The sequence below is a fragment of the Streptomyces sp. NPDC001922 genome, assembly GCF_042891165.1.
In the GTDB taxonomy this organism is placed as follows: Bacteria; Actinomycetota; Actinomycetes; order Streptomycetales; family Streptomycetaceae; genus Streptomyces.
The window spans coordinates 168,436-189,302 of the sequence record NZ_JBIASV010000001.1; the positions used below are offsets into that span (position 1 = coordinate 168,436).

At 73.4% G+C, this 20,867-nt stretch carries 18 protein-coding genes and 1 other RNA gene; 11 read left to right on the forward strand and 8 right to left on the reverse strand.

Annotation, left to right across the window (positions count from 1 at the left end; genetic code table 11):
• The first annotated feature begins 3 nt into the window (after positions 1–3).
• Together efeU and ACFYYR_RS00705 are read left to right on the forward strand one after the other, a co-directional pair.
• Positions 4–981, forward strand: coding sequence for an iron uptake transporter permease EfeU (efeU, locus tag ACFYYR_RS00700; RefSeq protein ID WP_388845187.1), 978 nt, complete (start codon positions 4–6; stop codon positions 979–981).
• On the forward strand, positions 932–1,828 hold the full coding sequence (locus ACFYYR_RS00705) for a hypothetical protein (RefSeq protein WP_388845190.1): 897 nt from the start codon (positions 932–934) through the stop codon (positions 1,826–1,828). Before efeU ends, ACFYYR_RS00705 begins: the two co-directional genes overlap by 50 nt.
• A 103-nt stretch (positions 1,829–1,931) precedes the next feature.
• Here ACFYYR_RS00705 and ACFYYR_RS00710 read toward each other — a convergent pair whose 3' ends face one another.
• Positions 1,932–2,687, reverse strand: coding sequence for a bifunctional DNA primase/polymerase (locus tag ACFYYR_RS00710; RefSeq protein WP_388845193.1), 756 nt, complete (start codon positions 2,685–2,687; stop codon positions 1,932–1,934).
• Between the two features lie 150 nt (positions 2,688–2,837).
• On the opposite strand from ACFYYR_RS00710, the gene ACFYYR_RS00715 reads away from it, so the two are divergent.
• Complete coding sequence (locus ACFYYR_RS00715; RefSeq protein ID WP_388845196.1) at positions 2,838–3,695, forward strand: glycerophosphodiester phosphodiesterase; 858 nt, start codon at positions 2,838–2,840, stop codon at positions 3,693–3,695.
• Between the two features lie 267 nt (positions 3,696–3,962).
• On the opposite strand, the gene ACFYYR_RS00720 is transcribed toward ACFYYR_RS00715, so the two are convergent.
• A complete protein-coding gene (locus ACFYYR_RS00720; protein ID WP_388845199.1) occupies positions 3,963–4,565 on the reverse strand; it encodes a TetR/AcrR family transcriptional regulator in 603 nt (200 codons plus the stop codon).
• Positions 4,566–4,682: 117 nt separating this feature from the next.
• Between ACFYYR_RS00720 and ACFYYR_RS00725 the strand changes: the two genes are divergently transcribed.
• Both ACFYYR_RS00725 and ddaH read left to right on the forward strand, forming a co-directional pair.
• Positions 4,683–4,904 (forward strand): DUF6243 family protein, encoded by a 222-nt coding sequence (locus tag ACFYYR_RS00725; protein ID WP_388845201.1) that lies wholly within the window; start codon positions 4,683–4,685, stop codon positions 4,902–4,904.
• 121 nt (positions 4,905–5,025) lie between these two features.
• Complete coding sequence (ddaH, locus tag ACFYYR_RS00730) at positions 5,026–5,847, forward strand: dimethylargininase (RefSeq protein ID WP_388845204.1); 822 nt, start codon at positions 5,026–5,028, stop codon at positions 5,845–5,847.
• 220 nt (positions 5,848–6,067) lie between these two features.
• Here ddaH and ACFYYR_RS00735 read toward each other — a convergent pair whose 3' ends face one another.
• The 3 genes from ACFYYR_RS00735 to ACFYYR_RS00745 form a co-directional block, all read right to left on the reverse strand.
• Positions 6,068–7,114: a small ribosomal subunit Rsm22 family protein gene (locus ACFYYR_RS00735; RefSeq protein ID WP_388845207.1), complete on the reverse strand. Its 1,047-nt coding sequence runs from the start codon at positions 7,112–7,114 to the stop codon at positions 6,068–6,070.
• Between the two features lie 148 nt (positions 7,115–7,262).
• Complete coding sequence (locus tag ACFYYR_RS00740) at positions 7,263–8,630, reverse strand: serine hydrolase domain-containing protein (RefSeq protein WP_388846397.1); 1,368 nt, start codon at positions 8,628–8,630, stop codon at positions 7,263–7,265.
• Positions 8,567–9,865 (reverse strand): Bcr/CflA family multidrug efflux MFS transporter, encoded by a 1,299-nt coding sequence (locus tag ACFYYR_RS00745; protein WP_388845210.1) that lies wholly within the window; start codon positions 9,863–9,865, stop codon positions 8,567–8,569. Before ACFYYR_RS00745 ends, ACFYYR_RS00740 begins: the two co-directional genes overlap by 64 nt.
• A gap of 412 nt (positions 9,866–10,277) precedes the next feature.
• On the opposite strand from ACFYYR_RS00745, the gene ACFYYR_RS00750 reads away from it, so the two are divergent.
• On the forward strand, positions 10,278–11,252 hold the full coding sequence (locus ACFYYR_RS00750) for a Gfo/Idh/MocA family protein (RefSeq protein ID WP_388845213.1): 975 nt from the start codon (positions 10,278–10,280) through the stop codon (positions 11,250–11,252).
• 215 nt (positions 11,253–11,467) lie between these two features.
• Here the strand turns inward: ACFYYR_RS00750 and ACFYYR_RS00755 are convergent, their stop codons facing one another.
• Entirely contained in the window at positions 11,468–13,090 is a 1,623-nt protein-coding gene (locus tag ACFYYR_RS00755) for an alkaline phosphatase D family protein (RefSeq protein WP_388845216.1), read from the reverse strand.
• A 158-nt stretch (positions 13,091–13,248) separates the two neighbouring features.
• On the opposite strand from ACFYYR_RS00755, the gene ACFYYR_RS00760 reads away from it, so the two are divergent.
• The 4 genes from ACFYYR_RS00760 (at position 13,249) to ACFYYR_RS00775 (ending at position 16,953) form a co-directional block, all read left to right on the forward strand.
• The gene (locus ACFYYR_RS00760; RefSeq protein ID WP_388845219.1) at positions 13,249–14,013 is read left to right on the forward strand and encodes an SDR family oxidoreductase; all 765 of its coding nucleotides are present in this window, start codon (positions 13,249–13,251) and stop codon (positions 14,011–14,013) included.
• 81 nt (positions 14,014–14,094) lie between these two features.
• Positions 14,095–15,216, forward strand: coding sequence for a hypothetical protein (locus tag ACFYYR_RS00765; protein WP_388845221.1), 1,122 nt, complete (start codon positions 14,095–14,097; stop codon positions 15,214–15,216).
• A 285-nt stretch (positions 15,217–15,501) separates the two neighbouring features.
• On the forward strand, positions 15,502–15,714 hold the full coding sequence (locus ACFYYR_RS00770; RefSeq protein WP_388845223.1) for a hypothetical protein: 213 nt from the start codon (positions 15,502–15,504) through the stop codon (positions 15,712–15,714).
• Positions 15,715–16,284: 570 nt separating this feature from the next.
• Positions 16,285–16,953, forward strand: coding sequence for a transcriptional regulator (locus tag ACFYYR_RS00775; protein ID WP_388845225.1), 669 nt, complete (start codon positions 16,285–16,287; stop codon positions 16,951–16,953).
• Between the two features lie 276 nt (positions 16,954–17,229).
• Here the strand turns inward: ACFYYR_RS00775 and ACFYYR_RS00780 are convergent, their stop codons facing one another.
• Both ACFYYR_RS00780 and rnpB read right to left on the reverse strand, forming a co-directional pair.
• Complete coding sequence (locus tag ACFYYR_RS00780) at positions 17,230–18,594, reverse strand: nucleobase:cation symporter-2 family protein (RefSeq protein ID WP_388845228.1); 1,365 nt, start codon at positions 18,592–18,594, stop codon at positions 17,230–17,232.
• Between the two features lie 585 nt (positions 18,595–19,179).
• Positions 19,180–19,583: RNase P RNA component class A (gene rnpB / locus ACFYYR_RS00785), an RNA gene on the reverse strand.
• A 181-nt stretch (positions 19,584–19,764) separates the two neighbouring features.
• Here rnpB and yaaA point away from each other — a divergent pair.
• Positions 19,765–20,565 (forward strand): peroxide stress protein YaaA, encoded by an 801-nt coding sequence (gene yaaA, locus ACFYYR_RS00790; RefSeq protein WP_388845231.1) that lies wholly within the window; start codon positions 19,765–19,767, stop codon positions 20,563–20,565.
• Positions 20,566–20,867: the final 302 nt, after the last annotated feature.

Consider the following 20,867-nt stretch of genomic DNA (forward strand, 5'->3'; position numbering starts at 1 on the left):
GGCGTGTTCGCCAACTTTCTGATCGGCCTCCGCGAGGGCCTGGAGGCCAGCCTCGTCGTCTGCATCCTGGTGGCGTACCTGGTGAAGACCGGGCGCCGGGACGCGCTGCGCCCGATCTGGACGGGCATCGGCATCGCGGTCGGGGTGAGCCTGGCGTTCGGCGCGGTGCTGGAGTACGGCTCGCAGCAGCTGACGTTCGAGGCCCAGGAACTCCTCGGCGGCTCCCTGTCGATCGTCGCCGTCGGCCTGGTGACCTGGATGGTGTTCTGGATGCGGCGCACCGCGCGGCATCTGAAGGCCGAGCTCCAGGGCAAGCTGGACCAGGCGCTGGCCGTCGGCACGGGCGCCCTGGTGGCGACGGCGTTCCTGGCTGTCGGCCGGGAGGGCCTGGAGACCGCGCTGTTCGTCTGGCGGGCCGTGAAGGCCACCGACGACGGCACGGCCCGGCCGCTGATCGGCGTGCTGCTGGGCCTGGTCTCGGCGGTGCTGATGGGCTGGCTGTTCTACCGCGGCGCGCTGCGCATCAACCTGTCGAAGTTCTTCACCTGGACCGGCGCGCTGCTGGTGGTCGTCGCGGCGGGCGTGCTGGCGTACGGCTTCCACGATCTGCAGGAGGCGCGCTTCCTCCCGGGGCTGGGCACCAAGGCGTTCGACATCAGCGCCGCCGTCCCGCCGGACAGCTGGTACGGCACCCTGCTGAAGGGCACGCTGAACTTCCAGCCGGACCCGACGGTGCTCCAGGTCGTGGTGTGGACGCTGTACGTGATCCCCACCCTCGCCCTGTTCTTCGCCCCGGGTAGGGTTGCGCCGACTCAAGCAGCCCCCGAGGAGCCCTCGAAGGAGTCGCGACCCGATGATACGGACGCCCCGCAGGTGGTCCCAGGTGACGGCGTTCCTGTCAGCCGCAGCTCTGCTGAGCCTGACGGGGTGCGTGACGGTGCACGGGGAACGGGCGGTCATCCCGGCGGCGCGGAAGGCTGACGCGGCGAAGGCCCTGGAGCGCTTCACCGACGGCTACAACACGGCGTACCGGAAGAGCGATCCGGCCGCCGCCGCGGAGGTCGAGACGGGCGCGCTGCTGGCCATGGAGGAGCCCCGGGTGAAGGCGCAGCGCGTCAACAGCCCCGACGGGAACCCGGGCTTCCCTCCGCTGGAGCTGACGGACGCGCAGTACACCATCCCGAAGCAGGCCGGCTGGCCGAAGTTCTTCGTGGCGGACACCGAGAGCAACCGCAACGACTTCCGCTGGCTGCTGGTCTTCACCCGCTCCCGGGCCTCCGACCCGTGGAAGGTCTCGTACCTCTCGATCCTCAGCAAGGACGAGGTGCCGGCGTTCCGGACCGACGAGGACGGCTGGGCCGAGCCGGTCGCGGCCGGTTCGTCGTCCGGTCTGGCCCTGGCCCCGGGCCGGCTGAGCAGCACGTACACCGGCTATCTGCAGACGGGCCGGGGCGGGGTGTTCGCCGACGGCCCGGCCACCTCGGGCCAGCGGGCGACGCGCAAGAAGCTGCTGAAGACCCCGCAGTTCTGGACGGACTACCGGGACCAGCCCGCGAAGCCCCCGCAGTACGCGCCGGTGGCACTCCGCACGGAGGACGGCGGCGCGCTGGCGTTCTTCGCCGCGCACCACGCCGAGCAGCGGACGATGGCGGCCGGTTCGCGGGTGGGTGAGGTCAAGGACCCCACGGCTAAGGCCCTGATGCAGGGCAAGCCGGAGCGCGCGCTGATCCTCTCCAGGGTCTCCGAGTCGGCGGCCCGGATTCCCGCGCGGGGCCCGGTGGCCGTCCTCAACCGGCTGGAGGGCGTGACCGCCGCGCGCGGCAAGTGACCCTGTGAGGGGCTGAGCAGGTCGGGGCAGGCGCCCTCGACGTGACCGGCCCCCTTCGGGGATCACCGCCCCATGCGTGACGTGACCGCCGCCCCGCGCGTGATCAGTGGTGCAGCGGCCAGGCCGCCGAGTGGTGGTCGGTGTCGTCGGTGGCGTACCGGGCGCAGGCGTCCGTCAGCGTCTCCAGCAGCGTCAGCGGATCCGGCAGCGGCCGCTCCGGCCCGCGCAGCCAGGTCACCGGACCGGCGGACGGCAGCCGCGACGGGGGGACGAGCACATAGCTGCCGCGGCAGTGCCAGCGCAGGCCCGGGTGCTCGTCCAGGGTCTCGGGGTGGCAGTCCAGCTCGCAGGGCCACCACTCGTCCTCGTCGTCCGGGGTGCCGCGGGTGGCGGTGAAGAACAGCACCCGGCCCCGGGGCCCCTCCCCGCCGGCGACGACCGGGCCGACCTCCACCCCGTCGGCCTCCAGCCGCTCCAGGGCGTCGAGCCCGGCGTCGGCGGGCACGTCGAGCACGTCGTGGTTGATGCCGGTGGCGGTGATGACGTTGGCCTGCGGCTGGGCCCGCAGCCAGCGGCCGATCTTCTCCGGGTCGGTGGTGGCCTGGGTCTGCCAGGCGAAGGAGACGGGGTGCCGGCCGGGCGTGGGACAGCCGATCCGGTCGCAGGAACAGCCGTAGCCGGAGGGGTAGGCGGCCTGGGCGAGGGGGAAGCCCGCCGCGGCCGCGGCCAGCAGCAGATCTTCGCGGCCGGCGTCCGCCGCAGCCGCGCCCGGAGCGCCCGCACCGCTTCTCGGACGGCGGCGCAGCCACTGGGAGAACCTGCTTTCCCCGCCGCGACTGCGGTTGTTGTCGGAGTCCATCTATCCCCTCACTTCGACCGCTGTCCGATCAATGCTGCCACCATCCTCCTCCCCCGGGGGCCGGACTACGCATCCGGGTGTGTGGGTTCCGCCATCCATTGGGGCACCATGACAGGGCATACCGGGAAATCCCGCCCTAGCGTTGTTTTCATGGTCACAAGGCCCCTGCTGGCGGGTGTCCTCGCGATGTCCCTGGCGGGGCCGATCGTGCCGGTGCACGTCGCCGCCGCCGGGCGGACCGTCGACGACCTGTCGGGAACCGTGTACACGGCGCACCGCGCCGGCGCGCTGGAGGTTCCGGAGAACAGCATGTCGGGCCTGCTGACCGCGCTCGGCCGGGGCACGGCCCAGGTGCTCGACGCCGACACCCGGATGCTGCGGGACGGCACGCTGGTGGTGATGCACGACGCCTCGCTGGACCGGACGACCGACCTGCGGGGGCCGGTGGACCGGCTGAGCCGGTGGCAGTGGCGGGCGGTACGGATCCGGCCCCGGGGCGCGCTGCGCCGCGGCTGGCGGCCGGAGCCCGCGCCGACGGTGGCGGAGGTGCTGGACCGGTTCGGCGGGCGGAGCGTCCTGATACTGGAGGCCAAGGATCCGCGGAGCCTGTCGCGGCTCGCCCGGATGATCCACGCCCGGGGGCTCGCCCACGCGGTGTTCGTGAACACCAACCGGCCGTGGCTGGCCCGGCGTGCCCACCGGCTGGGCCTGCTGGCCCAGTTGTGGCGTTCGGCGCGCCAGCTGCGCCACGACCGGCCCGAGCGGTGGCGGGATTTCGTGGCGCTGCTGGACGTGGACCACCGGGCGAGCGACGCGGATCTGCGCCGGGCCGTCGCCTCCGGCATCCCCCGGGTGTGGGCGCACACGGTGAACACTCCGCGGGACCGCGACCGCGCCCTGCGGCTGGGCTGCAACGGGATCATCACCGACGCCCCGGCGCTGCTCGCGGCCACCCCGGCGGAGCGCATCCCGGGCGCGGGCAGCGGCGCGGGCGCGGGGAGCGGCTGAACGGCGGGCACCCCGGGCGCCGCGAACGGAGCGGGACACCGCGGCGGCCTGTCCGCGCGGGGCGCGGCGACCTGTCAGGGTGGGGCACGACAGCCTGTCAGGACGGGGCACGACGGCCTGTCAGCGCGGGGCGCGGCGGCCTCGAAAGCGGAAGAGCCGGCCGAGGGCACCGAGTCCGTCACGAAGGCACCGGCCGCAGCCATGCGATGCGGACCACGACCGGCCCCGCATCCCCGTCCTGCACGGCGGTGGCGGGACCTTGCGGAGCTATCCCCGCGGCCGGAGCCCCTGCAGGGTCTGTTCGACAACGCTGTCCGCGAAGTCGTGCGTCAGCGGGCGGGTGCGCAGCATCCACCGGTGGTACAGCGGCCCGACCAGCATCTCCACGGCCACCCGCAGATCCGTGTCCTCGGCGACCTCTCCGGCCTCCCGGGCCGTGCCCAGCCGCTCCTCGAAGGCGACGAGCTGCGGTTCGAGGACCCGGCCGGTCAGTTCGCGGGCGAGCTCGGGATCGTTCTGGCTCTCGGCGGTCAGCGCACGGCTGGGCAGGTCGTACTTGGGGTCGTTGAGCTCGTCGACCGTGGCCCGCAGGACGAGCTTCAGGTCGGCCTCGAGGTCACCGCTGTCGGGCAGCACCGGGCCGCCCTCCTCCTGCCCGCTGAGGGCCAGGAAGGAGTCGAACAGCACGGCGGCCTTCGAGGGCCACCAGCGATAGATGGTCTGTTTGCCGACACCGGCACGGGCCGCGATGGCTTCGATCGTCAGCTTGTTGAAGCCGACCTCTCCGACGAGTTCGAGGGCGGCGTCGAGGATCGCCTGCCGGGAACGTTCGCTGCGGCGGGTGGAATCGGGGGTCCGGGTCTGAGGCATGGTTCGAATTTACCAGCATGAGGCGAGACGTTTCGTCTTGACGAGACGATACGTTCCGTGCAGACTCGGAATTGTCAGCGAGACGAACCGTCTCGGATGCTCGACCGAGGAGGACTCATGACCCGAGGCAGTGCCGGCTCCATGCTCGGCGTGGGCGGTACCCGCAGCAATCTGTCCCGCTCGGCGCTGCGCGGCGGACGGGGCGGCCGCCCCGCGGGCGGCGGCAGCGACCCGCAGGCCGTCAAACGGGAGTTGCTGCGTTCCCTCCGGGCGGCCCGGGAGCCCGCCCGGGAAGCGGACGGACCGGGGGATTCCCGGGCCGGAGCGCAAGAGGACTGACAGGCCCCAGCCCCGTCGCGATTCATCCGTACGGATCACTGCGCGGCGGGGCCGGACGGTGGAACATGTGAGCGTGCAGGTATCTCACGTCTGCGCCCCATTCCACCGTGAGGAGACCTCCTTGCGCTCATCGTTCAGTCCTCGCCGGTACCTGATGTGCCCACCCACGCACTTCAAGGTCACCTACTCCATCAACCCCTGGATGGACCCCACCAAGCCGGTCGATCTCGCACTGGCCCTCGCGCAGTGGGAGGACCTGCGCGACCGCTACCGGACCCTCGGGCACACCGTGGAGGTGCTCGAACCGCGGCCCGATCTGCCGGACATGGTCTTCGCCGCGAACGGCGCGACCGTCGTGGACGGCCGGGTCCTCGGCGCCCGGTTCGCCCATCCCGAGCGGACCGGAGAGGCCGCGGTGCACCGGGAGTGGTTCCGCTCCCACGGCTGGGACGAGGCCGAGGTCCGCGAACCGGTGCACATCAACGAGGGCGAGGGGGACTTCGCCGTCACCGCCTCCTGGCTGCTGGCCGGCCGCGGCTTCCGCAGCAGCCCGCTGTCCCACCCGGAGGCCCAGGAGTTCTTCGGCCGCCCGGTGATCGGTCTGGACCTGATCGACCCCCGCTACTACCACCTGGACACCGCGCTCTGCGTCCTCGCCGACGACGAGGTGATGTACTACCCGGACGCCTTCTCCCCCGGCAGCCGGGCCGTCCTCGCCCGCCTCTTCCCAGACGCGATCGTCGCCGAGGCGGCCGACGCCGCCGCGTTCGGGCTGAACGCGGTCTCCGACGGCCACCACGTCCTGCTCCCCCAGGCGGCGCTGGGCCTCTTCGATCCCCTGCGGGAGCGGGGGTACGAACCGGTCGGCATGGACCTGTCGGAGCTCCTGAAGGGCGGCGGCAGCGTCAAGTGCTGCACGATGGAGCTGCGTTCGGCGGACTGACCGGGGCGCAACGGGCGGCGCCGCGCACGGCCGCCGGAGAGCGCGCCGGCCGGGACGGAACGCCGGCCGGGGGCGGAAACCCCGGCCGGCGGCCACCGTCCGGGGCCCGGTCCGTCCACCGGGCCCAACGGCCCTCGTGCGCAAGGGCCGTCAGACACAAGAGTCATCAGGCGCAGCGGCACCGTCGGAGATGACGCCCCTCAGGCGTGGCGGCGCGGTGTCACTCCGCCGCGTCCGGCCCGTCCGGTTCCCGCGGCGGCGGCCAGCTGTCGCCCCACTCCGTGTCGCGGGCGGCGCGGTACAGCGGCCCCTGGCGCTTGGTCACCGTGCTGCGGCGCAGCGCCCCGTCGGCGGTGCAGAGGTCCAGCAGGACCTGTCCCTTGCGGAGTTGCGGGTGGCGTACCACCCGGTGCTCGGCGGTGGCCGCCGGGAAGCGCACCGCCGCCACATAGCTGAACTTCTCGTCCTCGTACGGCAGGGAGCCGCCCTTCACCTGCCGGTGCAGCGAGGACCGGCCGACCCGGGCCGCGAAGTGGCACCAGTCCCGGCCCCGTTCGATCGGGCAGGCGGCGCTGTGCGGGCAGGGGGCGACGACCCGCAGTCCGGCCGCGATCAGCCGGTCCCGGGCCTCGATGATCCGCAAGTAGCCGTCGGGGGTGCCCGGTTCGATCAGCACCACCGCCTGCGCCGCGCGCGCCGCCTCGTCGACCACCGACCCGCGGTCCCCGGGGGTCAGCTCGCCGAGCACGTAGGAGACGGTGACCAGGTCGGTGCCCTCGGGCAGCTCCAGTCCGCCGCCGATCGCCGCGCGCCGCCAGCCGGCCGCGCGCAGCGCCGGGAAGCCGGAGTCCTCCGCCAGCTCGCGGCCGATCGCGAGCGCGGGCTCGGCCCAGTCCAGCACGGTCGTGCGGCGCTCCGCCTCCGGCCAGGCCGCCGTCACGGCCCAGGTGGCCGCGCCGGTGCCGCCGCCCACGTCCGTGTGGCTCGCCGGCGACCACTCGGGCAGCTGCTCCCGGAACGCGGCGAGCGCGGCCCGGACGGCCTCGAAGGTCGCGGGCATCCGGTACGCGGCGTACGCGGCCACGTCGGAGCGGTCGCGGAGCACCGGGGCGTCGGTGGGGGTGCGCCCCCGGTAGTTGGCGATCAGCCGGTCGACCGCCTGTGCGGCCTGCCGGGGCGGCAGACCGTCCAGAAGCCGCGCGAGTGCCGTACGCAGTGCCTCGGGCACGGTGACGGCGCCGGTGCGGGGGGAATCAGGGGCGTGCATCCGAAGGAGTCTAGTTCGGTGCCCCGGCACCTTCACGCCGCGCGGTGGCCGCGGCCGTCCCGCCGCCACCGCCTCTCGCCGCGAGCACTCACCACCGGCCGTCGCCTCAAGCCGCTCCTCGTGGCCCCTCACCCGGCTCCGCCCGCCGTCACCCCTCCCCGGCAGCGGCGTCCCGGTCGTCCGCGGCCCGGACGGCCCGGGCGAGGCGGGTCGCGGCCGTCGCGCGCGGGACGCTGTCCGCGGGCCTGCGGCGCGGGTGGACGGTGTTGGCGAGCAGCACCAGGAAGCTGTCCGTGGCCCGGTCCAGGACCAGGCTCGTCCCGGTGAATCCGGTGTGCCCGGCCGCGCCCCGGCCGGCCAGCTCCCCCATGAACCACGGCTGGTCCACCTCGAAACCCAGCCCCGGCGGCGCCAGCAGCAGGTCCACCGAGGCGGGGGCGAGGATCCGGGCACCCTCGTACGTCCCGGCGTTCAGCAGCGCCCGGCAGAGCACGGCGAGGTCCCACGCGGTGGAGAACAGCCCGGCGTGGCCGGCCACTCCCCCGAACGCCCAGGCGTTCTCGTCGTGCACCTCGCCGCACAGCATGCCCCGGTCGGCCTTGGCCCACGGCCTGCTCTGATCCTCGGTGGCCGCCACCCCGGCCCGGCCGCGAGCACCGGCCGCCCCGGCGGACCCGTCACCCGGCACACCGCCCCCGCCGACGCCCGCCGCCCCGGTGGGACCGTCACCTGTCACCTCCGCCGGACCGTCCCCCGCCCCGCCCGGCAACGTGCCGACCGGCCGGAAGCCGGTCGCCGACATCCCGAGCGGGCCGGTGATCCCGGTGCGGACGAGCGCGCCGAGCCCCTCGCCCGTGATGCGTTCCAGCACCATCTGGAGCGCGATCATGTTGAGGTCCGAGTAGCGCCGGCCGGAGCCGGGCGCGGCCACCGGCTCCTCGTCCCACAGCATCTCCAGCCGCGCGGCCCGGCCCGCGCGCTCGTAAAAGGGCAGTTCGGGGCGGAGGCCGGAGGTGTGGGTGAGCAGCTGCCGCACGGTCACGTCCGCCTTCCCCGCCACGGCGAACTCCGGGACGTACGCGGCGACCGGCCGTCCGGCCTCCAGCACGCCCCGCTCCATCTGCTGCACCGCGACGATCGCCGTGCAGAGCTTGGTCAGCGAGGCCAGGTCGAAGACGGTGCCGGTGCGCATCGGCTCCCACGCCCCCCGCGGCAGTTCGACGCCCCGGTCGGCAGCCGCGTCGTATCCCGCGTAGCGCACGGCCCAGCCGGCCGCCTGCTCGACGGCGACGACCGGGCCCCGGCCGGCGAGGACCACCGCACCCGCGCACCAGGGGCGCTCCCCCTCGGGCAGCCGCCGCACCTCGCGGACGAGCTCGTGCAGCTCGGCGGCGTCCAGCCGGGCGCGCGCCGGGGTGCCGGCGTGCAGGCGCGTGTGCGGTCGTGGCGTGGTCAGCTCCCCGCTCCTTCCGTGGCCCGGCCGCGGTCCGTCCCCTCGGCGTTCCGCTGCTGCCAGGGGCGGCACAGCCCCAGGAAACATGTCACCGCCAGCAGGCCGCACACCACCTGGACGAGCGCCATGGGAACGGCCGTGCGCTCCCCCGCGATGCCCACCAGCGGTGAGGCGACCGCGCCGACGAGGAAGGAGCAGGTGCCGATCAGCGCGGAGGCCGAGCCGGCGGCGTGCGGGGTGCGCATCAGGGCCTGCGCATTGGTGTTGGGCAGCGTCACGCCCATCGCGGACATCAGCACGAACAGTCCGGCGGCCACCGGGCCGAGCCCCACGTCCCCGAAGACGCCGGACGCCATCAGCAGCAGCGCGACGGCCGCCGTGGTCACCAGGGCGAGGCCGACGGACAGCGCCTTGTCGAGGCTGACCCGGCCGATGAGCAGCTTGCCGTTGAGCTGCCCGACCGCGACCAGTCCCACCGAGTTGAGGCCGAACAGCAGGCTGAAGGTCTGCGGGGAGGCGCCGTAGATCTCCTGGACGACGAAGGGCGAGGCGGAGATGTAGGAGAAGAGAGTGGCGAAGGAGAAGCCGCCGGCCAGCATGTAGCCGGTGAAGACCCGGTCGGCGAGGAGCCCGCGCATGGTGCGCAGGGTGGCGCCGAGCCCGCCGCTGTGCCGCCGCTCCGGGGGCAGCGTCTCGCCGAGACGGCGTACCACCAGCAGGGTGATCAGGGTGCCGACGCCCGCGAGGACGTAGAAGACGCCCCGCCAGTCGGTGAACCGGAGCACCTGTCCGCCGACGAGCGGCGCGACGACGGGTGCGGCGCCGGAGACCAGCATCAGGCTGGAGAAGAACCGGGCCATGGCGACGCCGTCGTAGAGGTCGCGCACCACGGCCCGGGCGATCACGATCCCGGCGGCCCCGGCCAGGCCCTGGAGCAGCCGGAAGGCGATGAGCAGTTCGATCGTGGGCGCGAAGGCGCAGACGGCGGTGGCGACGACATAGATCGTCATGCCGGCGACGAGCGGCCGGCGGCGGCCCCACTTGTCACTCATCGGGCCGACGACGAGCTGGCCCAGCGCCATGCCGGCGAGGCACGCGGTCAGGGTCAGCTGGACCGTGGCGGCGGGGGTGTGCAGCGCGTCGGTGACGGCCGGCAGGGCGGGGAGGTACATGTCCATCGACAGCGGTGCCAGCGCGGTCAGCCCGCCGAGGACGAGGACGAGGAGCAGCGCGGCACGGCCGGCCGGCGGTTCCGGAGCCGCTCCTTCCGTGCGTCCGTCCGCAGCCGCCGCTTCCACGCGGCCGGCCGTTCCGGCCCGCTCCGCCGCTGCTGCCCGTCCCGTTGCTGCTGCCCGTTCCGTTGCTCCTGCGCGGTCCTCCCCGCCGGCAGGTGGCTCCCCCGGGGCCCGGTCGCGACCGTCGGTGCTTCCGAGTGCCCCGTCCCGGTCGGCAGTCACGGCCGGCACCGCCCCTCGGCCCGCGGCGGCGCTCCCGGCCGCCCCTTCCTCCGGGTCTCCCCGCCCATCCGGCACCCCCGCCATATCCGATATGACCCGCTCTCTGTCCTGAGCGGGTCGAACTGACAACTTTTCCGGTCGCATCGGGCCGGTTTCCTGCATTCGGCTCTCCACTTTCGTTGAATCCTTACCATGCACTCAGCATGACGACTGGTCCACGGTGACGGGGGCGGTGCCTGTGCAGGACGTTCGGGTGCGCTGGGGCATCCTCGGGACCGGCGGCATCGCCGCGTCCTTCACCGCGCAGCTGCTGGAGCTGCCCGGGGCCGAGGTCGTGGCCGTCGGTTCCCGCAGCACCGGCACGGCGAGAGGCTTCGCCGAGCGGTTCGGCATACCCCGGGCCTACGGCAGCTGGGCGGAGCTGGCGGCCGACGACGGCGTGGACGTCGTGTACGTCGCCGTTCCGCACTCCGCACACCGGGCGGCGGCGGGCCTGTGCCTGGAGGCCGGCCGGGCGGTGCTCTGCGAGAAGGCCTTCACCCTCAACGCCCGCGAGGCGGACGAGCTGGTGGAACTGGCCCGGGAGCGCCGCCGCTTCATGATGGAAGCGATGTGGACCTACTGCAATCCCGTCATGCGTCGCATGGTGGAGATCGTAGCCGACGGGGCGATCGGGGAGATCCGGAGCGTGCACGCCGATTTCGGACTGCCCGGACCGTACGGTCCGGCGCACCGGCTGCGCGATCCGGCGCGGGGCGGCGGGGCCCTCCTCGACCTCGGCGTGTACCCGGTCTCGCTGGCCCATCTCGTCCTCGGCGAGCCGTCGGAGGTACAGGGCAGGGCGGAGCTCACACCGGAGGGCGTGGACGCCAACACCGGGATGCTCCTCGGCTGGGACTCGGGCGCGGTGGCCCTGCTGAGCTGCTCGATCACCGCGGACACCCCGATGACCGCGGCGGTGACGGGTACGGCGGGCCGGATCGAGTTCCCGCGCGGCTTCTTCTATCCGGACCGCTTCGTGCTGCACCGGCCGGGCCGGGAGCCGGAGGAGTTCGCCCTGGAGGGCCGGCGCAACAGCCTGCGGCACGAGGCGCTGGAGGTGATGCGCTGTCTGCGGGCGGGCGAGACGGAGTCCCCGCTGGTGCCGCTGGACGGCAGCCGGGCGGTGATGCGCACGCTGGACGCGGTCCGGGGCCGCATCGGGGTCCGGTACCCGGGCGAGGAGTAGCGGCCCGCGCCGAGCCGGGGCGCCCCGGCGGATGCCGGAAGGGCCGGTGGATGCCGGAAGGGCCGGTGGGCGGGCACCGGGCGGTGTCCGCCCCACCGGCCGTCCGCCGGGCGGGCAGCGCCCGCGGCCTGCCGCCCGTCGCGCGGTCGGCCCGCGGACGGCAGGCTTCAGACCTCGGGCCGCCGGCGTCGGTCCTCGAAGGTCGGGCCGGGGCCTCAGGCCGGTTCGAGCCCCGGCGACCCCGCCTCGGTGACGAACGACGCCGCCGTGGTCAGCGCCGCCCCCTGGGTGGTCACCGCCTTGACGGTCTTGAAGTCGGCGCGCGCCTCCGCCGTCCCGAGGGTGACGGTGAGGTAGCCGCGGCGGCCGTTGTACCACTTCATGTGCGGGTTGGCCGCCATGTACGTCGCCCAGTTGGCGGGCCGGTCGGCGCCGTCCTTGCCGCTGGAGACCGAGGTGGTGACCAGCTCCGTGCCGACCGTCCGGCTGCCCGGGTCCCGGAAGTCCGCCTTGATGTCCATCCCGTAGCTCACGTGCACATCGCCGGTGAGCACCAGAAGGTTGTCGATCCCGGCCGCCTGCGCCCCCGCGAGGACCCGGCGGCGGGAGGCGGGATAGCCGTCCCAGGCGTCCATGCTCACCTTGTAGTCGGCGTCGGTGGTGGACCGCCGCTGGGCGAAGGTGACCTGCTGGGGCAGCACGTTCCACCGGGCCTGCGAGGAGCGCCAGCCGTCCAGCAGCCAGCGTTCCTGGCCGGCCCCGGTCAGAGTGCGCGACGGGTTCTCCGACTCGGGCCCCGGGACCTGCCAGCCGTCGCCCTGGGCCTGGTCGGAGCGGTACTGGCGGGTGTCGAGGATGTCGAACCGGGCGAGCCGTCCGAAGCCGAGCCGCCGGTAGAGACGCATGTCGGGGCCGTTCGGCCGCTGCGGCCGGCGCAGCGGCTGGTTCTCCCAGTAGGCGCGGTAGGCGGCGGCGCGGCGGATCAGGAAGTCCTCGGACGGTCCGCCGTCCTCCGGGACGTCGTCGGCGTAGTTGTTCTCGACCTCGTGGTCGTCCCAGGTGACGACGAAGGGGTGCGCGGCGTGGGCGGCCATCAGGTCCGGGTCGGTCTTGTAGAGGGCGTACCGGAGCCGGTAGTCCTCCAGGGTGACCGTCTCCCGGTTGAACACCGCGGGAAGCTTCCGGTCGGTGTACTTGCGGGCCCCGCCGGCCGCGTCGACGGCGTACTCGTACAGGTAGTCGCCGAGGTGGAACACGACGTCGAGGTCCTCGCCCGCGAGGTGCCGGTACGCGGTGAAGTACCCGTCGTGGTAGGCCTGGCAGGACACCGCGGCGAGGCGCAGGTCGTTCAGCCGGGCGCCCGCGGCGGGCGCGGTGCGGGTGCGGCCGACGGGGCTGATCCAGGAGCCGGCCCGGAAGCGGTAGTAGTGGACGCAGTCGGGGGCGAGTCCGTCGGCCTCGACGTGCACGGTGTGGTCGAACTCGGGGTGCGCGGTGGCCGTGCCGCGGCGGACGACCCGGGAGAAGCGCTCGTCGCGCGCGATCTCCCAGTCGACGTCGACGCGGGCGGCGGGCAGGCCGCCACCGGTCTCGTACGGCTCGGGGGCGAGTCTGGTCCAGAGCACGACGGAGCCGGGAAGCGGGTCGCCGGAGGCGACACCCAGGGTGAACGGATCGTCGGTGAGCGCCCGGCGCGCGTCGAGATCGGCGGCGTCGGCGGTGCCCGGAAGGTTGGTGGCGAAGGCGAGCGCGGCGGCCGCGCCGGTGACAGTGAGGAAGCGCCGCCGGCCCAGGTGTGCGGCGGCGGCCCGGAGCTCCGTGCGGTACGGGATAGTCATCTGCCCCTCCCCTGACGGGTGTTGTACTGCGGAATTCCAGTGCCGGGGAGAGGCCGCGCGTTGTCGCGAGCACAACACGTACATGGCGAGTCGATGAGCTTCGCCTCCCGAAGGGGCGTTCGGGGGCAATCCCGCCGCTGTCCCGTACCCTGCGGGCCATGACGGAGAGCGGCAGCGGCCCGCGGGTCGCGGTGGTCACCGGCGCCGGATCGGGCATCGGCAGAGCGGTCGTCCGGGCCCTGGCGGCCGACGGCTGGGCCGTCGCGCTGGCGGGGCGCCGGGCGGCGGCGCTGGCGGAGACGGCACGCCTGGCGGACGCGGACGGGCAGGTCCTGGCCGTGCCGACGGACGTGACCCGGCCGGCCGAGGTGACGGAGCTGTTCCGGGCGGCGGCCGGGCGCTTCGGCCGGGTCGACCTGCTCTTCAACAACGCCGGGGGCTTCGGCCCGGCGGTGCCGCTGGAGGAGCTGGCGTACGCGGACTGGCAGTCGGTGGTCGACACCAATCTCACCGGAGCGTTCCTGTGCGCCCAGGCGGCGTTCCGGCAGATGGGCAACCAGGATCCGCGGGGCGGCCGGATCATCAACAACGGTTCCGTCTCGGCCCATGCGCCGCGGCCGGACAGCGTCGCCTACACCGCCACCAAGCACGCGATGACCGGACTCACCAAGTCGCTGTCGCTGGACGGCCGGAAGCACCGGATCGCCTGCGGGCAGATCGACATCGGCAACGCCGCGACCGAGATGACCGAGGCGATGCGGACCGGGACGCGCCAGGCGGACGGCACCCTCGCGGCCGAACCGGTGATGGACGCGGCGGATGTGGCGCGGACGGTGCTGCACATGGCGTCACTGCCGCTGGAGGCCAATGTCCAGTTCGCCACGGTGATGGCCACGACGATGCCGTACATCGGGCGTGGCTGAATTCGACCATTTGGCGGGCTATTTCGACTGAGTGGGGTAATCACCCGCTGAATCCGGTTGCGGGGCGTTACCTTGCCGCTCATGCTCTCCAGGCACAACCCGCCGGAGCCCTCCCCGGAGGCGCGCCCGCCGACCACCCCCACAGCCGACCCGGCGCCCGTCGTCTGGCCTGCGCCCGCGCCGGGCGATCTGCTCGCGGAGCAGTCCGTGGACTCCCTCTCCGAGCCGGACGACGGCCCGGTGCCGCCCCGCTCCGTGCGATCGGACGTTCCGACCACCGCGCTGGACGCCCGGAGCGGGGCCGAGGCGGAGGCCGGCCGGAGGCCGACGACGAAGGCGGCGGCACAGGCGGCGGCGCAGCCCACGGCGAACACCGGCCGTAAGCCCGCCGACGGCCGGAGGCCCGCCGGCCGAGGCTGGCGGCGGTCCGGCGCGAAGGCCGGCGCCGGAGCAGCGGCAGGGGCAGCGGCGGAGCCCGCCCCGGCGACCACGCCCGCCCCAGGCCCGGGCCCGGTTTCCGGCTCCGGCTCAGACTCCGGGTCCCGCTCCGGGAAGGCCGCCACCTCCGCCCCGGCCGAGGCCCCCGCGCCTGCCGCTGCCGCCGCGGCGCCGGCCGGTACGGCCCCCGCGGCGGCCTGCGCGCACGGACGGGTCTCCGTCGGACGCATCCGGAGCATGAGCCGCACCGGCCGGGCCGTGGGCGCGGTCTGCGCCCTCTACGCCACCGGGCTGGTCCTCAGCCTGACGGGCGCGACACCGATCGCGCCCAGCACCCTCCTCCCCCTGCCCGGCGTACCGAACGCGGCCCCCGCGGACGACGACCCCCGGCGCGTGGGAACCGTCGAGGCCACGGGAGTACCGGGCGGCCCGGCGGGCGGCCCCGGCGACGACAAGGCGGGCAGCCTCTCCCACGAGACGTCGGCATCGGCATCGCCGTCGGCATCCGACGCCCCCTCCGGCGAGCCGGGCGACCGCTCCGGCTCGCCGTCCCCCGACAGCGGGGACGGACATCCCCTCCCGCAGCAGCCGCCGGGCTCGTCGGCCACCGCGCCCGTGCCGGGACCCAGCGTTCCGCCGCAGCCGTCGGCCGAGTCGCCGCCCGCCCAGCAGACGTCCACCCCCGGCTCCACCCCGTCCGGCGAGACCACACCACCGGCGAACCCGCCCTCCGGCAACGACGGCGGCTCCCAGGGGACCGGCTGACGCCGCGGACCCCCGCCCTCCGCCGCGGGGGCACGGAGGGGGCGCGGCGGGGGCGGGGCGGGCCGCGGCGCGCGAAGCGGCGGCCACGGTCCGAGTGAAGCGCACGCGCCGGCACCCCGGCAGGGTGTGCGCGGGCCGTCCACAGATGCGGCGTTCACACCCCGTGTGCGCAGGAGGGCTGCGGCCGGTCCGCGGCCTCGCGTTGGGATGGGCCCGTCGTGGGGATCGGCCCGCCCGGCGACCGACCGGGATGCGCCCCGGCGGCTCGCACAGCACCCTGGACGTATGGCCGAGCACCCGCCCGTGATCGTGCACCCGCCGTCCCCGTCGGGCGGGCGCCGCATCACCGTGCACGGACAGATCGTGGGCCTCGCCCACGGCCGGGGGGACGTGTGCGAGTTCCTGCGCGAGGCCGGTCTCGATCCCACGCTCGACGACCCGGCGGTGATCGAGTGGCGCGGCGGCGACCTGGATCACTGGCCCAGGCCCATGGCGTAACGGACCCCCCCGGACCCTCCGGCACAGAACCCTCGGCGCGGTGCGCCGGGATGAACCGGACCGGCTCGGTTGTTGTGGATGTTCACCCACTTGTCATCGAGTGATCCATTCGGAACGGTTGTCGCCGCCGGGCGAATCGTTCTGGATGTACCCGAGGTGCGGATCACCTCGGTGACCTGCGGGCCCGGCCACGGCATACGACATGCACAGCCGAGGGGCGGCGTACCCGGGACCTGGACGACAGCACAGGGAGACGCAAGGGAATGACCATCAAAGGAGTTGCGGATAAAGGCAGTTCCGCCGGTCCGCCCCAGTGCATCGGATTCGGCACGGTACGCGGGGCCGGGGCAAATACCAGCGAGTAGTTGAAAGTTCCTGCATTCGCCTTGGGATCGAAGGGAAGCTGGCACTTCCTACCAATGGATCATCTGTTAATCTGCCCGCTCCTGGATGTTCCTCCACCTGCCCCTCCCCCCAAGCACCCATATGTCCGGATGGGTGCAGCGAGGTGTCTCGTACGTGCTCAGAACTCCGTTTTCCCCCACCGAGGCCAGAGCCGCTCGCATTCGAATGGGCCTGACAGAAGTTCAAGTCGCACAGACCATGGGGGCGTGCGGCGTCCCCATCCCTCCCGAAGCCGTGGTCGCCTGGGAGCAGGGCACGCACATCCCCACGGAACCGCAGCTCTTCGCCCTGGCGGACACCCTCTGGTGCCCGGCGACCGTGCTGATGGGAGTGCAGCCGCGCACCCTCGCCGAACACCGGCTGGCCCGCCAGCTGAGCGCGGAACGCCTGGCGGGCCGGATCGGGATGACCGTCGCCGAGTACCAGGCGGCCGAGGCGGCGCAACGCTGGGACGGCGACTACCGGCAGACCCGGGCCCTGGTGGACACGCTCGGGCTCTCGCTGCGCCAACTCGTCGACATCATGGGACGGGTGGACGAGCTGGCCGACCACCTGCGGTCCGCCATCGACGGCCGCTGGAAGTCCCACGTCGCCGCGGTCGCGGAGATCGCCGCGATCAACGAGAGCCGGGTGAGTGACGCGCTGCGGACGATGCACGCGGAGTTCGCCGAGTTCTCCGAGCGCTACATGGGTCATGTCGTGGCGCGGAACAACGACGCCCGCCTGAAGGAGGTCGCGGCGGAGCGCTCCGCCTACCTGCGGCGGCTGGTGGATCACTTCTGGGAGCTGGTGGGCGAGGCGGGCGAGGTACCCCCGTTCAACACCGTGCTCTGAGCGGACCCGGCCGCCGCGGCTCCGCGTCCGGGGAGCGATCGGCGGCGCCCGCCGAGCACGCGGCGGCTGCCCGCCGAGCATCCGGCGCTCTCCCCGGCGGCCGCCCTGCGCGTGCCGGACGGCACCGCGCGGGCCGCGGAACGGCACCCTGCGGCGACGGCTCCCAACGGGGTGCTGAGGCGCCCTGCGGGGTCCGGCCCCAAGCCCGCACGGACGGCGCCCCGCGGGCCGGAGGCACGGGGATGCCCCCGGCCCCGGCCCCGGCCCGCAGCGGGTTCAGCGCTCCGCGGTGCCCAGCTGTGAGTCGGCCGGGCCGTCCCGCTCGATCTCGTCCCAGTCGATCTCCATCGCCGTACGGCGGGTGAAGACGTTGAAGAAGAGGTTCAGCAGGATGGCGGTGAGGCCGCCCAGGGTGATCCCGCTGTCGAGGACCGCCTGGAGGTCGTCCGACATCCGGTCGAAGAACGGCGCGACCGTGGTGGGCAGCAGCGCGACGCCGAGGCTGACCGCCAGGATCAGCGCGTTGCGCTCCTCGCGCAGGTCGACCTTGCCCAGGATCTGGATGCCGACCGTCGCCACCATGCCGAACATGGCGACCGCCGCACCGCCCAGGACCGGATGCGGAATGGCGGCGACCAGGCTGCCCGCCTTCGGCAGCAGCCCCAGGATGATCATGAAGACACCCGCCGCGACCACGACGAAGCGGCTCATCACCCTGGTCATCCGCACCAGGCCGATGTTCTCCGCGAAGGCCACGTAGGGAAAGGAGTTGAAGACGCCGCCGAGGACGGTCGCGATGCCGTCGGCGCGCAGGGCGCTGGCGACCGTTTCGCCGTCCACCTTCTTGCCGGTGATCTCACCGATGGCATAGACGTCACCAGTGGTCTCCACCATGGTGATCAGCATGACGATGGTCATCGCGAGGATCGGGAAGAGTTCGAACTTGGGCATGCCGTAGTGGAACGGCGTGCTGACGCCGAACCAGTCGGCCCGGCCCACGGCGCCGAAGTCGGCGTCGCCGAGAAGCCACGCCACCGCGGTGCCGAAGACCAGGCCGATCAGCACCGCGACGCTGCTCAGGAACGGCTTTCCGATCCTGACGACCAGCAGGATGAAGAGCAGCGTGCCGAGGGCGTAGGCGAGGTTCTTCGGGGAACCGTACGCCGCTTCGCCCATCAGATCCGCGCCGCCGGCCGCGTCCTGCAGGCCCACCGGGATGAGAGTGAGGCCGATGATGGTGAGAATCGTGCCGATGACGACCGGCGGAAAGAACTTCACCAATTTGCTGAAGAACGGCGCGAACAGGAAAGTGGCAATACCGGCTGTGATCACCGCGCCGTAGACCACCAGCAGACCGGCGGTGCCGCCGCCCGCGCCGATGCCTATCGCAATCATGGGTGAGACCGCGGTGAAGGTCACACCCTGAACAAGGGGCAGCCGAGCGCCGATCCGCCAGATGCCGAGAGCCTGGATGATCGAAGCGATACCGCAGGTGAGCAGGTCCGCATTGATCAGATAGACCAGTTCGTCATGGGACAGCCCCAGCGCGTTGCCGAGGAGAATCGGCACGATCACCGCGCCGGCGTAGAACGCAAGAATGTGCTGGAAGCCGTAGAGGGAGAGTTTCGGAAGGGGAAGCACCTCATCGACAGGGTGAACTCCCTGCCCGGCCCCGCTGTTCTTCTGTTGTGGAATTCGCGCCATCTCTGCCTTGCCTCCGCGAGGTAGGTGAATGAGAAGGAGCCGCCGTACGGAGTCCCGGGAGGTGCGAAGTCCCGGGAACAGTACGGCGACCGGTGATACCTGCACGGCCGACGCCCGTCCGGGATCGCCGACACCACGCCGTTCCGGCCGCGCCAGGTACATCCCGTGTTGGCAGGACATCCTTGGATCAGCGGAAAGAGCCCGAATTGTCATCTGGATCCGCAGGCGAGCGGGGGCCGATCGGCGATCACCCTAGGGGACCGGCGTCCCTTCTCGCGAGTAACCTTGGCCAGAGCTCCACCCGATGGCCCGGCCCACGGAAATCGGCGACTGAAGAAAGTTGAATTCCGCAACCTTGGTACGCGCGCCTCCTCGGCAAGGACGGCGGCCAAGTCCGGGGCGCGGCCGGTGATTTCCACACCCGGCGGCCGGCCGCAAATTCGGAGGCATTGCCGTGGTCCGGGAGTTCACCCCCAGGACGCATCGGTCCGGAGGTCTCGCAGGCAGGAGGCATGAAGGGGGCAGACGAGTCGAGCTGTACGCCGGGTTCTGTCTCCACCGGGCCTCGCGGCCCGGCAGGAGGCGGCCATCCATCTAGGACCGGCGTTGCCGCCGGTCTCGTGCGGTCTACCCGCGGACTCGGGCGGGCAGCCCTCGGTCATCCGCGCAGGGCCGCCTTGCGGCGGCCCCTCTTGACCTTGCTCCAGGTGGGGTTTACCGAGCCGTCCGAGTCACCTCGGACGCTGGTGGTCTCTTACACCACCGTTTCACCCTTACCGGAAGCCTCGCGGCCTCCGGCGGTCTGTTTTCTGTGGCACTGTCCCGCGGGTCGCCCCGGGTGGGCGTTACCCACCACCTTGCCGTGTGGAGCCCGGACGTTCCTCGGCGGGATCCGGGGATCCCGACGCGGCCGCCCGCTCGGCTCGTCTGCCGTACCGACCATGGTACCCGCCGGTCGGGGCGGGCCGGTCACCCGAAGTCGGCGGTCCGCAGCGCGAAGGAGGAGGGCTCGGGCCGTCCGGGGGCAGGGCGCGGGGCCGTTAGGCTGCGGCGGGGCCCTGTCCGGTCTGCCGTGGCCCCCGCTCACCCGTGTGAAGGAGATCTTCCGTGCTCGTGCTGTTGCCGCCGTCCGAAGGAAAGGCCGCCGGCGGTTCCGGAGCGCCGCTCGACCCGGCGGGGCTGTCGCTGCCCGGGCTCCGGGAGGCGCGCGCCACGGTGCTCGACGAGCTGGTGTCGCTGTGCGGCGGCGACGAGGAGAAGGCACGGGAGGTCCTCGGGCTCAGCGAGGGGCTGCGGGGCGAGGTCGCCAAGAACGCGGGGCTGCGCACCGCACCGGCCCGTCCGGCCGGCGAGATCTACACGGGCGTGCTGTACGACGCCCTGGGCCTGGCCACGCTCGACAGCGCGGCGCGGCGCCGCGCGGAGCGGTCGCTGCTGGTCTTCTCCGGGCTCTGGGGCGCGCTGGGGATCGCCGACCGCATTCCCTCCTACCGCTGCTCGATGGGGGTGAAGCTGCCGGGGCTCGGCGCGCTCGGGGCGTACTGGCGGGGGCCGATGGCCCAGGTCATGCCGGCCGCCGCCGGGGACGGGCTCGTGCTGGATCTGCGGTCCTCCGCCTACACGTCCGCCTGGAAGCCGAAGGGCGAGGTCGCGGAACGCACCGCCACCGTCCGCGTGCTGCACGCGCGGACGGTGGACGGCGTCGAGAAGCGGTCGGTGGTCAGCCACTTCAACAAGGCGACGAAGGGACGGCTGGTCCGGGATCTGCTGACGACGGGCACGGAGCCCGCGGACCCGGCGGAGCTCGTGACGGCGCTGCGGGACCTCGGTCACGTGGTGGAGGCGGAGGCACCCGCGAAGGCGGGCCGGCCCTGGCAGCTGGACGTGGTGGTCACCGAGGTGCACTGAGAGGTGCCCTGACGGCGCCGCTCTCGGAGCCGGTTGAGCGCCGTTCCCGGCAGCACCGGGCTCGCCACGACGGCAGGCGACCGGCGACCAGCGCCGAAATGGAAGAGTGCGGGCTCCCGTTCGTCGAGCCAGCGCCCTCGGCACCGCACCGGACCCCGCCGCGGAGAAACGCACACAGACCGGTGGGCGCCGGGGGGGGCGCCCCCCGGGGGGGGGGGGCGGGGGGGGGGGCGCGCCGGGGCGGGGGGGGGGGGGGGCGGCGGGGGGCGGGGTGGTTGTGGCGCGGCCACCACGAGGTGGCG